Consider the following 18,111-nt stretch of genomic DNA (forward strand, 5'->3'; position numbering starts at 1 on the left):
CCCTCAGCCGCGGCGCTCCCCGGTACGGAAGCCCCGCCGGTTCTTGCGGCCCAGCGCACCCGCCGCGACCAGCTCGGCCAGGGCCGGCGAGGGCGCCAGCTCCGGCAGCTCGAAGCTCTCGAAGAGCCGTTCCTGGATGGCGAGCGAGACGTCCAGCCCGATCGTGTCCAGCAGGGCGAACGGCCCCATCGGGTAGCCGTATCCCTCCTCGACGGCCGCGTCGGTCGCGGCGATGTCCGTGTCGGCACGCTCCAGCAGGTCCAGCGCGTCACCGAGGTACGGGAACAGCAGCCGGTTGACGATGAACCCGGTCCGGTCCGGGCACTCCACGGCCGTCTTGCCCAGGTCACGGCAGAGCGCCCGGGCGGTCGCCAGCGCGTCCGCATGCGCGTCCGGCGTGTGAGCCAGCTCCACCAGCCGCATGACCGGGGCCGGGTTGAAGAAGTGCAGGCCGATCACGTCGGCCGGGCGGCCCGACGCCTCGGCGCAGGCGGTGACGGACAGGCTCGAGGTGGTGGTGGCCAGGACCGTGCCCGGTGCGCAGACCTCACCGAGGCGCCCGAACAGCGCCTGCTTCGCGTCGAGCTCCTCGACGATGGCCTCCACGACCAGGTCGCGGTCGCCGAGCGCCGCCAGGTCGTGGGACGTCTCCAGCCGGCCGAGCGCCGCCTCCCGCTCCGCGGGAGTGATCCGGCCCCTGCGCACCCGGCGGGTCAGCGAATCGCCGACCGCTTCCAGGGCCCGCGCGGCCTGTTCCGCGCCGCGCGCCACGAGCACCGTGTGCCGGCCGCCGACCGCCATGACCTCGGCGATGCCGCGGGCCATGGCGCCCGAGCCGACCACGCCGACGCGGGTGACCGGCCGGGCCGTGCCCGCGCTCGCGCCGCCTGCCGGCGGCGTCACCACGGCGCCCAGCTCGTCGTACGCGGCGAAGCCCTCGCCGCTCTTGCGGCCCAGGCGGCCGGCCGTGACCATCCGGCTGAGCAGCGGCGACGGTTCGAACGCGCAGTCCCCGGTGCGCCGCCAGCGGGAGAGGAGCGCCGCGTGGACCGAGTCGACGCCCATGAGGTCGAGCGTCTCCAGCGGGCCCAGCGGAAGACCGCAGCCCAGCCGCATCGCGGTGTCGATGTCCCGGGCGCTCGCGTAGCCCTCGTCGCACAGGATCGCGGCGCGGTTGAGGTAGGCCAGCACCAGGTCGTCGGCGTCCGCCGCCGACGGGACGGTGACGGGGACGGGCCGCAGGCCGAGCTCCGCCACGAGGGCGTCGAGCGCCGCCGCGGTGGCGGCCGAGGCCAGCGGGGAGTGGACGGGGCGGACGGGCCCACCGGAGGCGGGCGGAGTGAAGAACCGCAGGCCCGCGACCGATCCCGGGCTGCCCGAGGCGATGGCCAGCCGGGGCACGGACAGCGTCGTGGTGGTGGTCAGCACGGGCACGCCGGGCGCGCACCGGGCGACGATGTCGCACAGCACGGCCTTCTTGACGGCCTCGTCCTCGGATACGGCCTCGATCACCAGCTCCGCCCGGGAGAGGGCGGCCGGGTCCGTGGTCAGGGTGACGGCGGGCCGGGCGGGCCCGTCGGTCTCGTCCTTCCGCGCGGCGTCGGCGGCCTTGAGCCGCCGGGCGGTGCGGTCCAGCGCGTCCAGGGTCGTGTCGACCGCGATGACCTCGTGCCCGGCCTCGTGGGCCAGGCGCAGCAACGCCTCGCCGACCGTGCCCAGTCCGACGATCCCGGTGATCGGCTTGCGCTCCGTGGTCACTGGCCGGCCTCCTCGGTGCCGGCGTCGGCATCGGCGTCAGTCCGGCTGGCTGGATTGGTCCGCTCCGCTGGCGCGTCACGGAACCGGTTGATGGCGTCGAGGTGCGTGGCGCGCAGCTCGTGGTTCCGTACGCCCAGGCCTTCCCCCGGGGCCAGCGCGAGGACGCCGACCTTGCCGTGGTGGAGGTTCTGGTGGACCTCGTACGCGGCCTGGCCGGTCTCTTCCAGGGAGTGGACCTTCGAGAGGGTCGGGTGGATCTTGCCCTTGGCGACCAGGCGGTTGGCCTCCCACGCCTCGCGGTAGTTCGCGAAGTGCGAGCCGACGATCTTCTTCAGCGACATCCACAGGTAGCGGTTGTCGAACTCGTGCCGGTACCCGGAGGTCGAGGCGCAGGTGACGATCGTGCCGCCCTTGCGGGCCACGTAGACGGAGGCGCCGAAGGTCTCGCGGCCCGGGTGCTCGAAGACGATGTCCACGTCCTCGCCGCCGGTCAGCTCGCGGATGCGCTTGCCGAAGCGCTTCCACTCCCGCGGGTCCTGGGTGTCCTCGTCCTTCCAGAACCTGTAGCCCTCGGCGCTGCGGTCGATGATCGCGGTCGCGCCCATCCTCCGGCAGATCTCGGCCTTCTGCGGACTGGACACCACGCACACGGGGTTGGCGCCGCCCGCCAGGGCCAGCTGGGTGGCGTAGGAGCCGAGTCCGCCGCTGGCGCCCCAGATCAGGACGTTGTCGCCCTGCTTCATGCCGGCGCCGTTGCGGGAGACCAGCTGGCGGTAAGCCGTGGAGTTGACCAGACCGGGGGAGGCGGCTTCCTCCCACGTCAGGTGCTCGGGCTTGGGCATCAGCTGGTTCGACTTCACCAGCGCGAGCTCCGCCAGGCCGCCGAAGTTGGTCTCGAAGCCCCAGATGCGCTGCTCGGGGTCGAGCATCGTGTCGTTGTGCCCCTCGGCGGACTCCAGCTCCACGGACAGGCAGTGGGCCACCACCCGGTCGCCGGGCTGCCAGCGGTTCACGCCGGGGCCGGTGCGCAGCACCACGCCGCACAGGTCGGAGCCCAGCACGTGGTACGGGAGGTCGTGACGCCTGGTCAGTTCGCTGAGCCGGCCGTAGCGCTCCAGGAACCCGAAGGTCGGCAGCGGCTCGAAGATCGACGACCACACGGTGTTGTAGTTGACGGCGCTCGCCATGACCGCGACCAGCGCCTCGCCCGGCCCCGGTTCGGGGGTCGGCACGTCCTGGAGGTGCAGGGACTTGCGGGGGTCCTTGTCCGCCGTCGCCATGCCTTCGAACATGCCGGTGTCTTCCTTGCGGACCACATTGCCGCGGTAGCTCTCCGGCAGCCGGAGGTTCCGGAAGTCACCCGGGGCCGCTTCCTCGGAGAGCAGAGCACTGATGATCTCGTCCACGTGATGTCCCTTGAAGTCGAGGAGCGCCTCAGCCAAACGTAGGAACGGGCCCCGGGCCCCGGCACCCCAGACGTTCCCCTAGGCCCGGACGGCGTCGGGGCCAGGGGGGTCCCAGGGGATCCGGACCCGGCCGCCGCACCCGCAGGCTGGGTATCGAGCTCTGTCCGGGAATGAGGAGATCCGATGACGCGAACGACCGACGGAAGTCCCTGGTTCAGGAACTACCGGCCCGCCCCGCAGGCGCCCGTCCGGCTGTTCGCCCTGCCGCACGCGGGCGGATCCGCAAGCTACTTCCACCCCCTGGCCACCGTGCTCTCGCCCGCCGTGGACGTGCACGGCGTCCAGTACCCGGGCCGCCAGGACCGCCGCTCCGAACCGGGCGAGACCTCCCTGGAGCGGCTCGCCGACCGGGTCACCGCCGAGCTGCTGCGGCTCGACGACGGCCGCCCGTACGCGCTGTTCGGGCACAGCATGGGGGCGATGCTGGCCTTCGAGGTGGCCCGCAGGACGGAAGCGGCCGGGCAGGGCCCGGCCCACCTGTTCGTCTCCGGCCGCCCGGCCCCCTGCCAGGACAGCTACGAGGCATGGTTCCCCCGCACCGACGAGGAAGTCGTCGAGGAACTGCGTGCCCTGAACGCGACGGACGACGGACTGCTCGACGACCCGGAGGTGCGGCGGATGCTGCTGCCGCCCCTGCGCACCGACTACCGGGCGGTGCGCGAGTACCGCTTCCGGCCCGGGCCGCCGCTGCGCACCTCGATCACCGCCCTCACCGGCGACGACGACCACATGGCCCAGGTCGGCGCGGTGGACGCGTGGCGCACCCACACCGACGCCGGGTTCGAGCTGTGGGTGCTGCCGGGCGGCCACTTCTTCCTGAGCGACCGCCTCGAGGAGGTGGCGGCCGCCGTCACCGACGCGCTGGCGCGGCCCTCGGCGGTGGCCGCGTGAGCGTCCACTCGCCCGTCCTGGGATCCGTCGGCATCCTCGGCACCGGCTCGTACCTGCCCGAGCGGATCGTGCCCAACGAGACGATCGCCGCCCGCGTCGGCGTGACCCCGGCGTGGATCGAGCGCAAGACGGGGATCAGGGAACGGCGGTACGCGGCCCCGCACGAGGCCGCCTCCGACCTGGCCGTCGAGGCCGCCCTGCGGGCACTGGAGGACTCCGGCACCGACCCGGAGGACCTCGCCTGGATCGTGGTCGCCACCTCGACGCCCGACCACACCCAGCCGGCCACCGCCGCGCTGGTGCAGCACCGCCTCGGCGCCCACCGGTCGGCCGCCTTCGACGTGAACGCCGTGTGCAGCGGCTTCGCCGTGGCCCTGCACACCGGCGCCCGGCTCCTCGCCGCCCCCGAGGCGGACGGCCGGCGCCGCCCCGTGCTGGTCGTCGGAACCGACGTCTACTCCCGCATCGTCGACCCCGCCGACCGCAGGACCGCCCCCCTGTTCGGCGACGGCGCGGGCGCCGTCGTCCTCGGCCCGGTGCGCGAGGGGTACGGGCTGCTCGGTACCGGCCTGCGCACCGACGGCAGCCTGCACGGGCTGATCGGGGTCGGCGCCGGCGGCAGCCGCAAGCCGGCCGCCCTGAAGACGGTCGCCCGCGGCGAGCACTACTTCGCGATGCGGGGGCGCGACGTACGGGACTTCGTCGTACGGGAACTGCCCGGTGCGGTCGAGGAGACCCTTCGCACCTTCGGGTTCGGGCCCGAGGAAGTGGCCCACTTCGTCCCGCACCAGGCCAACGGCGAGATGCTCCGCTCCCTGGCGGGATCGCTCGGCCTGACCCGGGCCACCGTCCACCTGCCCGTGGAGTTCCACGGCAACACCGGCGCCGCCTCCATCCCGCTGGCGCTGGACCACGCCGTGCGCGGCGACGGGGGACCGGCCGACGGGGACCTCGTGCTGCTCGCCGGATTCGGCGGCGGCATGAGCGTGGGGACCGCGCTGGTGCGCTGGGGTGGCTGATCGCCGCTTTGCACGGATCTTCTAGCCGTGCTCCAGACCGAGCGGGGAGGCTCGCAGGACGGAAGCCGTTCCGCGGTGCGAGCCCGCCCGGCGCCGGGGGCCTGGAGGAAACACAGTGAAGGACAGTCGATGAGACGGGTAGTCATCACCGGAATCGGGGTCGTCTCCCCAGGCGGAGTGGGCACCAAGGAGTTCTGGGAGCTGCTCACGGCCGGCCGGACGGCGACCCGTGCCATCACCCTCTTCGACGCGTCCTCCTTCCGGTCCCGGATCGCGGCCGAGGCCGACTTCCACCCCGCCGCCCACGGTTTCGACGCGCAGGAGGCCGCCCGCCTGGACCGCGCCGCCCTGTTCGCGCTCACCAGCGCCCGCGAGGCGATCGCCGACAGCGGCGTCACCGACGGGCTGGACCCGCTGCGCACCGGTGTCAGCCTCGGCAGCGCCGTCGGCTGCACCACCGGGCTCGACAACGAGTACGCGGCCGTCAGCGAACTGGGCCGGCTCTGGAACGTGGACCACACCCGGGCCGTCTCCCACCTCTACGACTACTTCACCCCCAGCTCCCTGGCCGCCGAAGTGGCCCGGGACAGCGGCGCGCAGGGACCCGTCGCGCTCGTCTCCACCGGCTGCACCTCCGGACTCGACTCCATCGGCCACGCCGTCGAGCTGATCCGCGAGGGCACCGCCGACGTGATGGTCACCGGCGCCACCGAGGCGCCCATCTCGCCGATCACCGTGGCCTGCTTCGACGCGATCCGCGCCACCTCGACCCGCAACGACGACCCGGCGACCGCCTCGCGCCCCTTCGACCGCACCCGCAACGGCTTCGTCCTCGGCGAGGGCTCCGCCGTGCTGGTGATCGAGGAACTGGAGCGGGCCCGCCGCCGCGGCGCCCGGATCTACGCCGAGATCTCCGGTTTCGCCAGCCGCAGCAACGCGTACCACATGACGGGACTGCGCTCCGACGGCACGGAGATGGCCGAGGCCATCACCGCCGCGCTCGCCGAGGCTCGGCTGGACGCCTCCGCCATCGACTACGTCAGCGCCCACGGCTCGGGCACCAAGCAGAACGACAAGCACGAGACCGCGGCCTTCAAGCGCAGCCTGGGACAGCGGGCCTACGAGGTGCCCGTCAGCTCCATCAAGTCGATGATCGGGCACTCGCTCGGCGCCATCGGCGCCCTGGAGGTGGCCGCCAGCGCCCTGGCCATCGTGCACAACACCGTGCCGCCCACCGCCAACCTGCACGAGGCGGACCCGGACTGCGACCTGGACTACACCCCGCTCACCGCCCGCGAGCAGCGCACCGACGCCGTCGTCAGCGTCGGCAGCGGCTTCGGCGGCTTCCAGAGCGCCATGGTCCTCAACCGCCCGCGCCTGAAGGAATCCGCATGACCACGCCCACGCTCGACCCGTCCGGTGCCCCGGCGCGGACCGCCACCGCCGTCTTCACCGGCATCGGCGTCACCGCCCCCAACGGGCTGGGCGCCGAGGCCTGGTGGGACGCCGTCCTGCGGGGCGAGAGCGGCATCCGGCCGGTGACCCGGTTCGACGCGAGCGGCTACCCCGTACGCCTCGCCGGCGAGATCCCGGGCTTCGTCGACGCGGACCACGTCCCCAGCCGGCTGCTGCCGCAGACCGACCGCGTCACCCGGCTCTCGCTCGCCGCCGCCAAGGAGGCCCTCGACGACGCGGGCGCCGACCCCGAGCAGCTGCCCGCATACGGCGCCGGCGTGGTCACCGCCTCCGCCGCCGGCGGCTTCGAGTTCGGCCAGCGCGAGCTGGAGGCCCTGTGGAGCAAGGGCGGCCAGTACGTCAGCGCGTACCAGTCCTTCGCCTGGTTCTACGCCGTCAACTCCGGCCAGATCTCCATCCGCCACGGGCTGCGCGGCCCCAGCAGCGTCATCGTCACCGAGGGCGCGGGCGGCCTGGACGCCGTCGCCCAGGCCCGGCGCCAGCTCCGCAAGGGCGCCTCCCTGATGGTGACCGGCGCCGTCGAGGCCACGATCTGCCCGTGGGGCTGGGCCGCGCACCTGGCCGAGGGCCGGATGAGCCAGGTCCCGGACCCGGCCCGCGCCTATCTGCCCTTCGACGCCGAGGCCTCGGGCCACATCGTCGGCGAGGGCGGCGCCCTGCTCGTCCTGGAGGACGCCGAGGCGGCCCGCGCCCGCGGCGCACGTACGTACGGCTCCTTCGCCGGATACGCGGCCACCTTCGACGGCCCGGACACGCCCCGGCTCGCCGACGCGGCCCGCCTCGCGCTCGCCGACGCCGGCCTGGACGCCGCCGACGTCGACGTCGTCTTCGCCGACGCCGCGGGCGAACGCGCGGCGGACCGCGCCGAGGCCGAGGCGATCACCGCCCTGTTCGGCCCCCGCGGGGTCCCGGTCACCGCCCCCAAGTCGATGACCGGACGGCTGCTCTCCGGCGGCGCCTCCCTCGACCTCGCGGCCGCCCTGTTCACCCTGCGCGACCAGGTGGTCCCGCCGACCACCGGCACCGTGCGGCCCGCCGACGACTGCCCGCTCGACCTGGTCACCGGTGCCCCGCGGACCGGTACCGCCCTGCGCACCGCCCTGGTGCTGGCCCGCGGCCGGGGCGGCTTCAACGCCGCCGCCGTGGTCCGCGCCGCCTGACACCGCACGCCGCGTGCCGCCCCGCCCGTCACGAACCCCGAACCGCCAAGAGGAGATCCCCATGCGGCACCTGGAGCTGACCGACCTGACCCGCCTGCTGCGCGACTGCGCCGGTGCGGAGGAGGGCGTGGACCTGGACGGCGCCAACGTCCTCGACACCCTCTTCTACGACCTCGGCTACGACTCGCTGGCCCTCCTGCAGACCACCGGGCTCATCGAGCGCAAGTACGGGATCACGCTCGACGAGGAGGCCATGGACGAGGCCGAGACCCCCCGCAAGTACCTCGAGCTCGTCAACCGGGTGCTCTCCGCCCGCGTCAGCGCCTGAACCCGCCGGGCCCCGGGCCACCCCCTCGCGCCCCGTACCCACCTCACCAAGGAGAACTGACATGCCACGCATCCAGGCCATCAAGGAGTTCATGGTCCGCGAGTTCCTGCCGGACGTCCCCGCCCGTGAGCTGGACGCGGACCTCGACTTCCTGGAGGCGGGCATCGTCGACAGCCTCGGCCTGCTCAAGGTGATCGCCTGGCTGGAATACGCCCACCACATCAACACCGACGAGTTCGACCTGCACCCGGAGGCATTCCGCTCGGTCGCGGCCATCGACGAGTTCATCACGGACGCGTCCCGGCAGCAGGCGGAGGCCGCGTAACCATGCACGACGCCCATGCCTGAGCCGGACGCCGCCACCACGGAGATCGCGGACGGCGTGTACGCGTACGTCCAGGGCGACGGCGGCTGGTGCCTGAACAACGCGGGCCTGGTCACCGGCGGGAACGGGCAGAGCCTGCTCGTCGACACCGCCGCCACCGAGCGGCGCGCCCGGAACCTGCGCGACCAGGTGCTGCGGCTGGTCCCCGAGCCCCCGCGCCTCCTGGTCAACACGCACTTCCACGGCGACCACACCTTCGGGAACCACCTCTTCCCCGAGGCCGTCGTCATCGCCCACGAGCAGACCCGCACCATGATGGACCTGGCCGGACTGCACCTGACCAGCCTGTGGCCGGACGTCTGCTGGGGCGACCTGGAGCTCGCGCTCCCGGACGTCACCTACCGCGACGCGCTGACCCTGCATATCGGCGGCGTACGGGCCGAACTGCTGCACCTGGGACCGGCCGCGCACACCACCAACGACACCGCGGTGTGGCTGCCGGAGCAGCGGGTGCTGTTCGCCGGCGACCTGGTGATGTCGAACGCCGCCCCCTTCTGCCTGATGGGGTCCGTCTCGGGGTCCCTCGCCGCGATGGAGCGGCTGCGCGCCCTGGGCGCCGAGACCGTGGTCCCCGGCCACGGCCCGGTCGGCGGACCCGAGCTGATCGACGCCAACGAGGCCTACTTCCGCTGGATCGCCGAGCTCGCCGAGGGCGGCGCGGCGGCCGGGCTGACCCCGCTCGAGCTGGCCGCCGAAGCGGGGGAAAGCCCGTTCGCGGACCTGCTCGACGCGGAGCGCCTCGTACCGAACCTGCACCGGGCGTACGCCGAGCTGGCCGGGGCGGCCCCCGGGGCCCCGCTCGACGTGGGCGCCCTCTTCCGGGAGATGGCCGAGTTCAACGGCGGGCTGCCCGCCTGCCACGCCTGATCTTCCCGCGCCACGGGAACAGACCGGCGGGGCCGCAGCCGCACTCCGCGGCTCCGGCCCCGCCGGTCTGCTTGTGTTCGCGGACCGGGCCAGGTCCGGTCAGGTCAGGTCAGGCCAGGTCGTCGCGGGTCACCCGGCGGGTCGCGACCTGCAGCGCGCCCTCGACGCGCACCAGGACGTCCTCGCAGACGCACACCCGGTGCACCTGGGAGCCGCCGCCGATGGCGGAGGCGTAGACGATCGCGTACGAGCGGACGTCCACGGCGCCGTCCGGGCGCTCGGAGACGTCGAACATGCCCATGAAGTGGCGGTGGCGCAGGCCGGCCTCGGCCAGCTGGTCGGCGGTGCGGCTGGTGGCGGCGACCAGGCCCGCCCGGCCGCGCACCGGCTCCGGCAGCGTCGGCACGTCGAAGACGGCGTCCTCGGTGAACGTCTCGGCCCAGCGCTGCGACTCACCGAGGTCCAGCAGCTGCATCTGGTGGGCGTAGAACTGCTGGACCTCGGCGTAGAGGGCGCCGAAGGCCACGGCGGCCTGCTGTCCGATGCCGGCCTGGACGGTCATGGAGGACTCCGATCTGGTCGATGGCCCCACCGTCACCGCTCAGGGTCGAGCGGGATTCGAGGACACCTCGAACCGACCGCCGCACCGTGCCGTCCACGACCGGTCCTCAAGCGGCGTTCGTGCGGGCGTCAAGGGGACCAGGACACGGTCGGAGCATCAACGCCGTTCTGGAGGTTCACCGATGACGACCGAGACGAAGCGCGTAGCCCTGGTTACCGGGGGTACGAGCGGGATCGGACTGGCCGTGGTCCGCGATCTCGCCCGCCGCGGACACCGCGTCTTCCTCTGCGCCCGTACCGAGCAGAAGGTCAAGCAGACGGTCGAGGACCTGCGGGCCGAGGGCCTGGAGGTCGAGGGCGCCGCCGCCGACGTCCGCGACGCCGCGTCCGTCAAGGCCCTGGTCGCCGCCGCCGTCGAGGCCTTCGGACCGATCTCCGTCCTCGTCAACAACGCCGGCCGCAGCGGCGGCGGCCCGACCGCCGACCTCACCGACGAGCTCTGGTACGACGTCATCGCGACCAACCTCAACAGCGTCTTCCTGCTGACCCGCGAGGTGCTCAAGAACGGCGGCCTCGAGGGCGCCCCGTACGGCCGGATCATCAACATCGCCTCCACCGCGGGCAAGCAGGGCGTGGTGCTCGGCGCCCCCTACTCCGCCTCCAAGCACGGCGTCGTCGGCTTCACCAAGTCGCTCGGCAACGAGCTCGCCCCCACCGGCATCACCGTCAACGCGGTCTGCCCCGGATACGTCGAGACCCCGATGGCCCAGCGCGTGCGCACCGGCTACGCGGCCGCGTACGACACCTCCGAGGACCAGATCAAGCAGAAGTTCATCTCGAAGATCCCGCTCGGCCGGTACTCCACCCCCGAGGAGGTGGCCGGCCTCGTCGGCTACCTGACCACCGACGTGGCCTCGTCCATCACCTCGCAGGCGCTCAACGTCTGCGGCGGCCTCGGCAACTTCTGAACCGGAAAGCAGGAAACTCCACGATGTCCGCTGAGCGTGTGCACCGCACGACGCACGAGGTGACCGTCGCCGCCCCCGCCGGAGTGGTCTACGGCCTCATCGCCGACGCGGCCAAGTGGCCGCTGTACTTCCCGCCCAACGCCCACGTCGAGCAGCTGGAGTCCGACGGCACCCGCGAGCGCCTGCGCATGTGGGCCACCGCCAACGGCGAGATCAAGTCCTGGACCTCGCGGCGCACCCTGGACGTGGCGCAGCGCCGCATCGAGTTCCGCCAGGAGGTGCCCGCCTCCCCGCTGGAGTCGATGGGCGGCACCTGGATCGTCGAACCGCGCGGCGCGGCCACCTGCCGGCTGGTCCTGCTGCACGACTTCACCGTCGCCGGTGACGACGCCGCCTCCGTCGCCTGGGTCGAGAGCGCCACCGACACCAACAGCCGCGCCGAGCTCGGCAACATCAAGCAGCTCGCCGAGGGCTGGGAGCGCCTCGACGACCTGGTGATGTCCTTCGAGGACTCCGTACGCGTCGACGGCCCGGCCGACCTCGTCTACGAGTTCCTGCACCGCGTCCAGGACTGGCCCACGCTGGTCCCGCACGTCTCGCGCCTGGACGTGGCCGAGCCCGAGCCGGGCGTGCAGGTGATGTCCATGGACACCCTGACCGCCGACGGCAACTCCCACACCACCGAGTCGGTCCGGGTCTGCTTCCCGCACGCCCGGCGCATCGTCTACAAGCAGACGGCGACGCCCCTGCTGATGTCGGCCCACACCGGCGAGTGGTCGCTCGTCGAGGACGAGACCGGCGTGACCGTCACCTCGCAGCACAGCGTCGTGCTGCGCGAGGAGAACATCACCCGGGTACTCGGCCCCGAGGCCGGCGTCGCAGAATGCCGCCGCTACGTCCGCGAGGCGCTCGGCCGCAACAGCACGGCGACGCTCAACCTCGCCAAGGCCTACGCCGAGTCCAAGGTTCCGACCCGCGCCGCATAGCTCCCGGTGGCCGCGTCCACCGCTGCTCCGGCTCTGCTCAAGCAGTCCTGACCAGGCTGGTCACGACGGAATCCTCGGACAGATACCAGGGCGGCACGCGGGGCGCTCCTCACACATGTGCAGCCCCGGTCACCCAGGCCGGGGTTGCTTTGCGTGCACCTGCGGCACCCGCTGCTTTGGCCTGAGCGGCCGCGCGTCGGCCGTTCACCCGGTTTTCCGACACACCCAAGGAGAGGTATGACCCCCAACACGATCACCGCCGAGGAGAGGCACGGAGCGGCGGTTGCGCCGACCGGTCCGCTCCCGTTCCACCTCGACCTGGTCAGCGGGACCAACGGTGCCTCCCTCGACGCGGGACTCGCCACCCTCAAGGGCGCGAGCGCCGCGGCCCCGGCCACCGCCGCCCCGGTCACCCGGCGCACCATCGGCGCCGGCTCCGGCACGCACCGCGGCGCCGTCCTGACCGGCCCCGAGGGCCCGGCCGAACTGGGCGCCAAGGAGACCGGCGCCACCGCCGCGCCGCTGGCCTTCCTCTTCCCGGGCCTGGGCGACCACTACCTCGGCATGGGCCGCGACCTGTACCGGGATTTCCCCGTCTTCCGCGCCGAGGTCGACCGCTGCGCCGAACTGCTCGCCCCCGACCTCGGTCTGGACCTCCGCGAGGTGATCTTCGCGGCCGCCGCCGAGTCGGCCGCCACGGAGCCGGCCGGCGAGGGCGCGAAGGCGCCCGCCATGGACCTGCGCCGCATGCTCGGCCGCGACAGCGGACCGGTCAGCGCCGAGGAGCGCCGGCTGAACGCCACGAAGCTGGCCCAGCCCGCGCTCTTCGTCATCGAGTACGCCCTCGCCGGACTCTGGCGCAGCTGGGGCGCCCGCCCGGCCGTCCTGACCGGCTACAGCCTGGGCGAGTACGTCGCCGCGACGCTGGCCGGGGTGCTCTCCCTCAAGGACGCGCTGACCCTGGTCGCCCGCCGTGCCGCGCTCATCGACGCGCTGCCGCAGGGCGCCATGCTCGCCGTCATGCTGCCGGAGCAGGACGTACGCGCCCTGCTCGGACCGAACCTCTCGCTGTCCGCCGTCAACGGCGACGCGTTCTGCGTGGTCGCCGGACCCGAGGAGGACATCGCCGCGCTGGAGACCTCCCTGCGCACGCGCGAGGTCATCAACCGCCGGGTCACCACCACGCACGCCTTCCACTCCACGATGATGGAGCCGATCGCGGGCGAACTGACCGCGCTCGCGCGGACCCTGACCCTGAACGCGCCGAGCATCCCGTACGTCTCGAACGTCACCGGCGCGCTGATCACCGACGAGCAGGCCACCGACCCCGGCTACTGGGCCCGCCACCTCGTCAGCCCGGTCCGCTTCGCCGACGGCCTGCGCGTCATCGGCGAGGACCACGTCCTGCTCGAGGCCGGCCCCGGCCAGACCCTCGCCAGCCTCGCCACCGAGGTCCGCGGCGTCGGCAACGGCGCCGTCGTCGCCTCGATGCGCCACCCGCTGGAGCGCCGCTCCGACACCGCCGTCGCCCTCAAGGCGCTGGGCCGGGTGTGGCTGGCGGGCGGCGCCGTGGACTGGACGGTCCACCCCGCCGAGAACCTCACGGCCGACGGCGCCGCCGCCCCGGCCCCGGCGCCCGCCGCCGAGGGCGAGCCGAGCGCCACCGAGCAGGAGCTGCACGCCCTGTGGGCCCGGCTGCTGAAGACCGAGGAGCAGCTCCCGCGGGACGTCTCCTTCTTCGAGCTGGGCGGCAACTCGCTGCTGGCCACCCGCCTGATCCTGCGCATCACCCGCGCCTTCTCCGTAGAGCCGACGCTGCGCCAGATCTACGAGTGGGCCACCCTCGCGCGGACCGCGACCGCCGTCGACGCGCTGCGCGCCGGCCGGGACCCGCAGGAGGCGCTGGCCGGGGACGGGTCCGGCTCCTCGCACACCGGAAGCTCGCTCGCCCGCTTCCAGCTCCCCAACGGCCTGATGATCTCCCACCAGAACGAGGCGGAGACCCTCCACTTCTACGAGGACATCTTCGACCACCGCGTCTACGCCAAGAACGGGATCACCCTCCCCGACGGCGCCACCGTGGTCGACGTCGGCGGCAACATCGGCCTGTTCACGCTCTTCGCGCACTACGAGGCCAAGGACGTGACGGTCTACACCTTCGAGCCGGCCCCGCCGCTGTTCGAGCTGCTCAGCCGCAACGCCGCCGAACACGGCGCCGACGCCCGGCTGTTCAACATCGGCATCTCCGACACCGAGTCCGAGGCGCAGTTCACCTTCTACCCGCGCAGCTCCGGCATGTCCTCCTTCCACCCCGACGAGGCGGAGGAGAAGCACAACCTGCGCACCATCATCGCCAACCAGCGCGAGGCCGGCGGGGACGAGGCGGCCGACCAGCTCGCCGAGTACACCGAAGAGCTCATGGACGTGCGCTTCGAGGCCATCGAGTTCACCGCGAAGCTGCGCCCGCTGAGCGCGGTCATCCGCGAGCAGAACATCGAGCGCATCGACCTCATCAAGATCGACGTGCAGAAGAGCGAGCGCCAGGTCATCGACGGCATCGCCGACGAGGACTGGCCCAAGATCCAGCAGATGGTGCTGGAGGCGCACGACGCGGACGGCGAGGTCGCCCGGCTCGTCGCGCTCCTGGAGAGCCGCGGCTTCACCGCGCACGCCGAGCAGGACGAGCTGTACGCCGGCACGGACATCCACAACATCTACGCCGTACGCGGCGCACGCTAACGGAGTCGACCACCAATGGAATTCACGACAGCAGGAGTCGTCGGAGCCGGCGTCATGGGCGTCGGCGTCGCGCAGAACCTCGCCCAGACCGGCCACCGCGTCGTCCTGGTCGACGTCTCCGAGGAGATCCTCGAGAACGCGCGCAAGGAGCTGCGCAGCAGCCTGCGGGCCTTCGCGATGTTCAACCGCAAGGCCGCGGTGGACCCCGCCGAGGTCTTCGAGAAGATCGAGTTCACGACCGACTACGAGCTGCTCGCCAAGGCGGACTTCGTCGTCGAGAACGTGACCGAGGAATGGGCGATCAAGGAGAAGGTCTACAAGGAGCTCGACCGGATCTGCCGGCCCGAGGTCGTCTTCGCCGTCAACACCTCCGCGATCTCCATCACCCGGGTCGGCTCCGTCACCAGCCGCCCCGAGCGCGTCGTCGGCATGCACTTCATGAACCCGGTGCCGCTCAAGCCCATGGTCGAGGTCATCCGCGGCCATCACACCACCCCCGAGACGATCGACACCGCCCGCCGCTTCCTCGCGGAGCTGGGCAAGGAGTGCATCGTCGTCGAGGACGTCCCGGGCTTCGTCTCCAACCGCGTCCTGATGCTCACCATCAACGAGGCCGTCTTCCTGGTGCAGGACGGCGTCGCGCCCCCGGCCGACGTCGACCGCATCTTCAAGACCTGCTTCGACCACAAGATGGGCCCGCTGGAGACCGCCGACCTGATCGGTCTCGACACCATCCTGAAGTCCGTCGAGGTGCTCTACGAGAGCTTCAACGACAGCAAGTACCGTCCGGCGCCCCTGCTCAAGAAGATGGTCGCCGCCGGCCTGCTGGGCCGCAAGAGCGGTCAGGGATTCCACACGTACCGCTGACCGGGCGCGCGTACGCACCGACCGCCCCCCGCCCCCCCGCATCGAAGACGACAGGACGGAACGAGATGAGCACGGACAACAAGGCCAGGATCGCGGAGTACCTCTCCCGCTTCATCCCGGTGCAGGACCTCAAGGACGACCAGGACATCTTCGAGCTCAGCTTCGTCAGCTCGATGTTCGCGATGCAGCTCGTCTCCTTCGTGGAGCACGAGTTCGGCATCACCGTCGAGAACGAGGACCTGGAGCTGGAGTACTTCCGCTCCATCAGCGCCCTCGACGCGTTCGTCAGCCGCAAGCTGGCCGCGTCGGTCCCCCAGTAGGCCGAGCGGAGCCGACCCCAGATGACGACGATGCTCACCGCGGAGCAGGCGCAGGCCCAGAAGGAGTTCCGGGCCTTCGCCGACACCCGTGTCGCCCCGTACGCCGATGCCTGGCACCGGGCCCAGCGCACCCCGCCCGAGGCCGTCCGGCTGCTCGCCGACGAGGGCCTGCTCGGGCTGCCGGTCCCGGCCGAGTACGGCGGTGGCGGCTGCGACGCGGTGACGCTCGGCCTGCTCGCGGCCGAGCTCGGCCGCGCCTGCTCCTCGCTGCGCAGTCTGCTGACCGTGCACACGATGGTGGCGCACGCCGTCGCCCGCTGGGGCACCCGCGCCCAGAAGGACACCTGGCTGCCCCGGCTCGCCCGCGGCGAGCGCATTGCCGCGCTCGCCGTGTCCGAGCCGGGCACCGGCAGTGACGCCTCCGCCGTCACCACCCGGGTCACCCGTGACGGCGAGGACTGGATCCTCGACGGCCACAAGAAGTGGATCACGTACGGCGAGACCGCGGACCTGTTCCTCGTCGTCGGGCGCGGCGAGCAGGGCCCCACCGCCCTGCTCGTCGAACGGGACACCCCGGGCCTGCGCACCGAGCTGATCGAGGACATGATCGGCATCCGCGCCTCGATGACCGCGCACGTGTACTTCGACAACTGCCGCGTCCCCGGCACGAACCTGCTGGCCCGGCCGGGCCTCGGCGTCTCCCACGTGACCGGCGCGGCCCTCGACCTCGGCCGGTACACGGTGGGCTGGGGCTGCGTCGGCATCCTCGACGCCTGCCTGGACGCCGGCACCGACTATGCGTCCGAGCGGGTCCAGTTCGGCGTCCCCATCCGGGAGCACCAGCTGGTCCGCCGCATGATCAGCGACATGTACACCTCCGCCCGGGCGGCCCGGCTGCTCTGCCTGGAGGCGGGCCGGCTGCGCGACGCGCGCGACCCGGGGGCACTGGCCGCCACCTCCATGGCCAAGTACTTCGCCTCCACCGCCGCCGCCCGCGCCGCCACCGACGCCGTGCAGATCCACGGCGCCAACGGATGCGGCCCCGACTACCCCGTACAGCGCCTGCTCGGTGACACCAAGGTCATGGAGGTCATCGAGGGCAGCTCCCAGCTCCACCAGGTCGGCCTCGCCGAGTACGCCTTCCAGGAGCGGGCCCCGTTCCGCCGCACCCCCGCCGCCGCAGCCCGTGGAAGTGAGTGACCGATGACGACGACCACCGAGACGACGACCACCGAGACGACCACCACCAAGACGACCACCGTCAAGTGCGTGGTGTGGGACCTCGACAACACCGTCTGGGACGGCGTCCTGCTGGAGGACACCGAGGTCACCCTGCGCCCCGAGGTCGTGGAGACCCTGCGGATCCTCGACGAGCGCGGCATCCTGCACTCCGTCGCCAGCCGCAACGACCACGGCGCGGCCATGGCCAAGCTGGAGGAGTTCGGCATCGCCGAGTACTTCCTCTACCCGCAGATCAACTGGGGCAACAAGTCCGAGTCCGTGCAGGCCGTGGCCAAGGCGATCAACATCGGCATCGACACCCTCGCCTTCGTCGACGACCAGCCCTTCGAACGCGACGAGGTCGCCTTCGCCCACCCCGCAGTGCGCTGCATCGACGCCGTCGACGCCGCGGGCATCCCCGGCCTGCCCGAGATGCACCCCCGGTTCGTCACCGCCGACTCCCGCGAGCGCCGCCACCTCTACCGCGCCGACGCGCAGCGCAACGCCGCCGAGGAGTCCCACGAGGGCACCTCGGAGGAGTTCCTCGCCTCGCTCGGCATGAGCTTCACCATCAGCCCCGCCGAGGAGCGCGACCTCCAGCGCGCCGAGGAGCTGACGGTCCGTACGAACCAGCTCAACGCCACCGGCTACACCTACTCGTACGAGGAGCTGGACGCGTTCCGCCGCTCCCCGGACCACGACCTGCTGGTCGCCGGTCTGGAGGACAAGTACGGCACCTACGGCAAGATCGGCCTCTCGCTCGTTGAGCGCGGCGAGGACGTGTGGACCGTCAAGCTGCTGCTGATGTCCTGCCGCGTGATGTCCCGCGGCGTCGGATCCGTGCTGCTCGGCCACCTGATCCGCGAGGCCCACCGGGCCGGGGCCAAGCTGCGCGCCGAGTTCGTGCCCACCGACCGCAACCGGACCATGTACATCACCTACAAGTTCGCCGGCTTCCGCGAGATCGCGAAGAAGGGCGACATCTCGGTCCTGGAGAACGACTTCTCCCGGATCCCCGAGTTCCCCCCGTACATGGACGTCACGCTCGGGAACTGACCCGGCGGCCCACCCCCTCCCGCAGACCCCTACCGGCAGTGCC

General features: G+C 72.4%; 17 protein-coding genes. 14 read left to right on the forward strand and 3 right to left on the reverse strand.

Annotated features, from left to right (window positions below):
• Positions 1 to 3: 3 nt before the first annotated feature.
• The gene (locus JIW86_RS40550; protein ID WP_257559738.1) at positions 4 to 1,758 is read right to left on the reverse strand and encodes a 3-hydroxyacyl-CoA dehydrogenase family protein; all 1,755 of its coding nucleotides are present in this window, start codon (positions 1,756 to 1,758) and stop codon (positions 4 to 6) included.
• A complete protein-coding gene (ccrA, locus tag JIW86_RS40555) occupies positions 1,755 to 3,164 on the reverse strand; it encodes a crotonyl-CoA carboxylase/reductase (protein WP_257559739.1) in 1,410 nt (469 codons plus the stop codon). The genes JIW86_RS40550 and ccrA overlap by 4 nt, the downstream gene beginning before the upstream one ends.
• Positions 3,165 to 3,347: 183 nt before the next feature.
• On the opposite strand from ccrA, the gene JIW86_RS40560 reads away from it, so the two are divergent.
• The 7 genes from JIW86_RS40560 to JIW86_RS40590 all read left to right on the forward strand — a co-directional run bounded on the left by JIW86_RS40560 (position 3,348) and on the right by JIW86_RS40590 (position 9,350).
• Positions 3,348 to 4,115 (forward strand): thioesterase II family protein, encoded by a 768-nt coding sequence (locus JIW86_RS40560; protein WP_257559740.1) that lies wholly within the window; start codon positions 3,348 to 3,350, stop codon positions 4,113 to 4,115.
• Complete coding sequence (locus tag JIW86_RS40565; protein ID WP_257559741.1) at positions 4,112 to 5,134, forward strand: 3-oxoacyl-ACP synthase III family protein; 1,023 nt, start codon at positions 4,112 to 4,114, stop codon at positions 5,132 to 5,134. Before JIW86_RS40560 ends, JIW86_RS40565 begins: the two co-directional genes overlap by 4 nt.
• A gap of 129 nt (positions 5,135 to 5,263) precedes the next feature.
• Entirely contained in the window at positions 5,264 to 6,529 is a 1,266-nt protein-coding gene (locus JIW86_RS40570) for a beta-ketoacyl-[acyl-carrier-protein] synthase family protein (protein ID WP_257559742.1), read from the forward strand.
• Positions 6,526 to 7,770 (forward strand): ketosynthase chain-length factor, encoded by a 1,245-nt coding sequence (locus JIW86_RS40575; protein WP_257559743.1) that lies wholly within the window; start codon positions 6,526 to 6,528, stop codon positions 7,768 to 7,770. Before JIW86_RS40570 ends, JIW86_RS40575 begins: the two co-directional genes overlap by 4 nt.
• 61 nt (positions 7,771 to 7,831) lie before the next feature.
• Positions 7,832 to 8,098: an acyl carrier protein gene (locus JIW86_RS40580; protein WP_257559744.1), complete on the forward strand. Its 267-nt coding sequence runs from the start codon at positions 7,832 to 7,834 to the stop codon at positions 8,096 to 8,098.
• 61 nt (positions 8,099 to 8,159) lie between these two features.
• Complete coding sequence (locus tag JIW86_RS40585; RefSeq protein ID WP_257559745.1) at positions 8,160 to 8,423, forward strand: phosphopantetheine-binding protein; 264 nt, start codon at positions 8,160 to 8,162, stop codon at positions 8,421 to 8,423.
• 15 nt (positions 8,424 to 8,438) lie between these two features.
• Positions 8,439 to 9,350: an MBL fold metallo-hydrolase gene (locus tag JIW86_RS40590; RefSeq protein ID WP_257559746.1), complete on the forward strand. Its 912-nt coding sequence runs from the start codon at positions 8,439 to 8,441 to the stop codon at positions 9,348 to 9,350.
• Between the two features lie 109 nt (positions 9,351 to 9,459).
• Here the strand turns inward: JIW86_RS40590 and JIW86_RS40595 are convergent, their stop codons facing one another.
• On the reverse strand, positions 9,460 to 9,912 hold the full coding sequence (locus tag JIW86_RS40595; RefSeq protein ID WP_257559747.1) for a nuclear transport factor 2 family protein: 453 nt from the start codon (positions 9,910 to 9,912) through the stop codon (positions 9,460 to 9,462).
• Positions 9,913 to 10,093: 181 nt separating this feature from the next.
• On the opposite strand from JIW86_RS40595, the gene fabG reads away from it, so the two are divergent.
• The 7 genes from fabG (at position 10,094) to JIW86_RS40630 (ending at position 18,068) form a co-directional block, all read left to right on the forward strand.
• Positions 10,094 to 10,879 carry a 3-oxoacyl-ACP reductase FabG gene (fabG, locus tag JIW86_RS40600; RefSeq protein ID WP_257559748.1) on the forward strand — a complete coding sequence of 262 codons (786 nt, stop codon included), beginning with the start codon at positions 10,094 to 10,096 and terminating at the stop codon, positions 10,877 to 10,879.
• A 23-nt stretch (positions 10,880 to 10,902) separates the two neighbouring features.
• The gene (locus JIW86_RS40605; RefSeq protein ID WP_257559749.1) at positions 10,903 to 11,865 is read left to right on the forward strand and encodes an aromatase/cyclase; all 963 of its coding nucleotides are present in this window, start codon (positions 10,903 to 10,905) and stop codon (positions 11,863 to 11,865) included.
• A gap of 237 nt (positions 11,866 to 12,102) precedes the next feature.
• Entirely contained in the window at positions 12,103 to 14,604 is a 2,502-nt protein-coding gene (locus JIW86_RS40610; protein ID WP_257559750.1) for an FkbM family methyltransferase, read from the forward strand.
• 15 nt (positions 14,605 to 14,619) lie between these two features.
• Positions 14,620 to 15,471 carry a 3-hydroxyacyl-CoA dehydrogenase family protein gene (locus JIW86_RS40615; protein WP_215143814.1) on the forward strand — a complete coding sequence of 284 codons (852 nt, stop codon included), beginning with the start codon at positions 14,620 to 14,622 and terminating at the stop codon, positions 15,469 to 15,471.
• A gap of 65 nt (positions 15,472 to 15,536) precedes the next feature.
• Positions 15,537 to 15,791 carry an acyl carrier protein gene (locus tag JIW86_RS40620; protein ID WP_069924400.1) on the forward strand — a complete coding sequence of 85 codons (255 nt, stop codon included), beginning with the start codon at positions 15,537 to 15,539 and terminating at the stop codon, positions 15,789 to 15,791.
• Positions 15,792 to 15,812: 21 nt separating this feature from the next.
• Positions 15,813 to 16,991, forward strand: coding sequence for an acyl-CoA dehydrogenase family protein (locus JIW86_RS40625; RefSeq protein WP_257559751.1), 1,179 nt, complete (start codon positions 15,813 to 15,815; stop codon positions 16,989 to 16,991).
• A 3-nt stretch (positions 16,992 to 16,994) separates the two neighbouring features.
• Positions 16,995 to 18,068: an HAD-IIIC family phosphatase gene (locus JIW86_RS40630; protein ID WP_257559752.1), complete on the forward strand. Its 1,074-nt coding sequence runs from the start codon at positions 16,995 to 16,997 to the stop codon at positions 18,066 to 18,068.
• Positions 18,069 to 18,111: the final 43 nt, after the last annotated feature.

This window comes from Streptomyces sp. NBC_00162, from assembly GCF_024611995.1.
In the GTDB taxonomy this organism is placed as follows: Bacteria; Actinomycetota; Actinomycetes; order Streptomycetales; family Streptomycetaceae; genus Streptomyces.

Coding starts and splice junctions, on each gene's coding strand:
- JIW86_RS40560 (WP_257559740.1), top strand. CDS start 3,348: ATGACGCGAACGACCGACGGAAGTCCCTGGTTCAGGAACTACCGGCCC.
- JIW86_RS40570 (WP_257559742.1), top strand. CDS start 5,264: ATGAGACGGGTAGTCATCACCGGAATCGGGGTCGTCTCCCCAGGCGGA.
- JIW86_RS40575 (WP_257559743.1), top strand. CDS start 6,526: ATGACCACGCCCACGCTCGACCCGTCCGGTGCCCCGGCGCGGACCGCC.
- JIW86_RS40580 (WP_257559744.1), top strand. CDS start 7,832: ATGCGGCACCTGGAGCTGACCGACCTGACCCGCCTGCTGCGCGACTGC.
- JIW86_RS40585 (WP_257559745.1), top strand. CDS start 8,160: ATGCCACGCATCCAGGCCATCAAGGAGTTCATGGTCCGCGAGTTCCTG.
- JIW86_RS40590 (WP_257559746.1), top strand. CDS start 8,439: ATGCCTGAGCCGGACGCCGCCACCACGGAGATCGCGGACGGCGTGTAC.
- JIW86_RS40595 (WP_257559747.1), bottom strand. CDS start 9,912: ATGACCGTCCAGGCCGGCATCGGACAGCAGGCCGCCGTGGCCTTCGGC.
- fabG (WP_257559748.1), top strand. CDS start 10,094: ATGACGACCGAGACGAAGCGCGTAGCCCTGGTTACCGGGGGTACGAGC.
- JIW86_RS40605 (WP_257559749.1), top strand. CDS start 10,903: ATGTCCGCTGAGCGTGTGCACCGCACGACGCACGAGGTGACCGTCGCC.
- JIW86_RS40610 (WP_257559750.1), top strand. CDS start 12,103: ATGACCCCCAACACGATCACCGCCGAGGAGAGGCACGGAGCGGCGGTT.
- JIW86_RS40615 (WP_215143814.1), top strand. CDS start 14,620: ATGGAATTCACGACAGCAGGAGTCGTCGGAGCCGGCGTCATGGGCGTC.
- JIW86_RS40620 (WP_069924400.1), top strand. CDS start 15,537: ATGAGCACGGACAACAAGGCCAGGATCGCGGAGTACCTCTCCCGCTTC.
- JIW86_RS40625 (WP_257559751.1), top strand. CDS start 15,813: ATGACGACGATGCTCACCGCGGAGCAGGCGCAGGCCCAGAAGGAGTTC.
- JIW86_RS40630 (WP_257559752.1), top strand. CDS start 16,995: ATGACGACGACCACCGAGACGACGACCACCGAGACGACCACCACCAAG.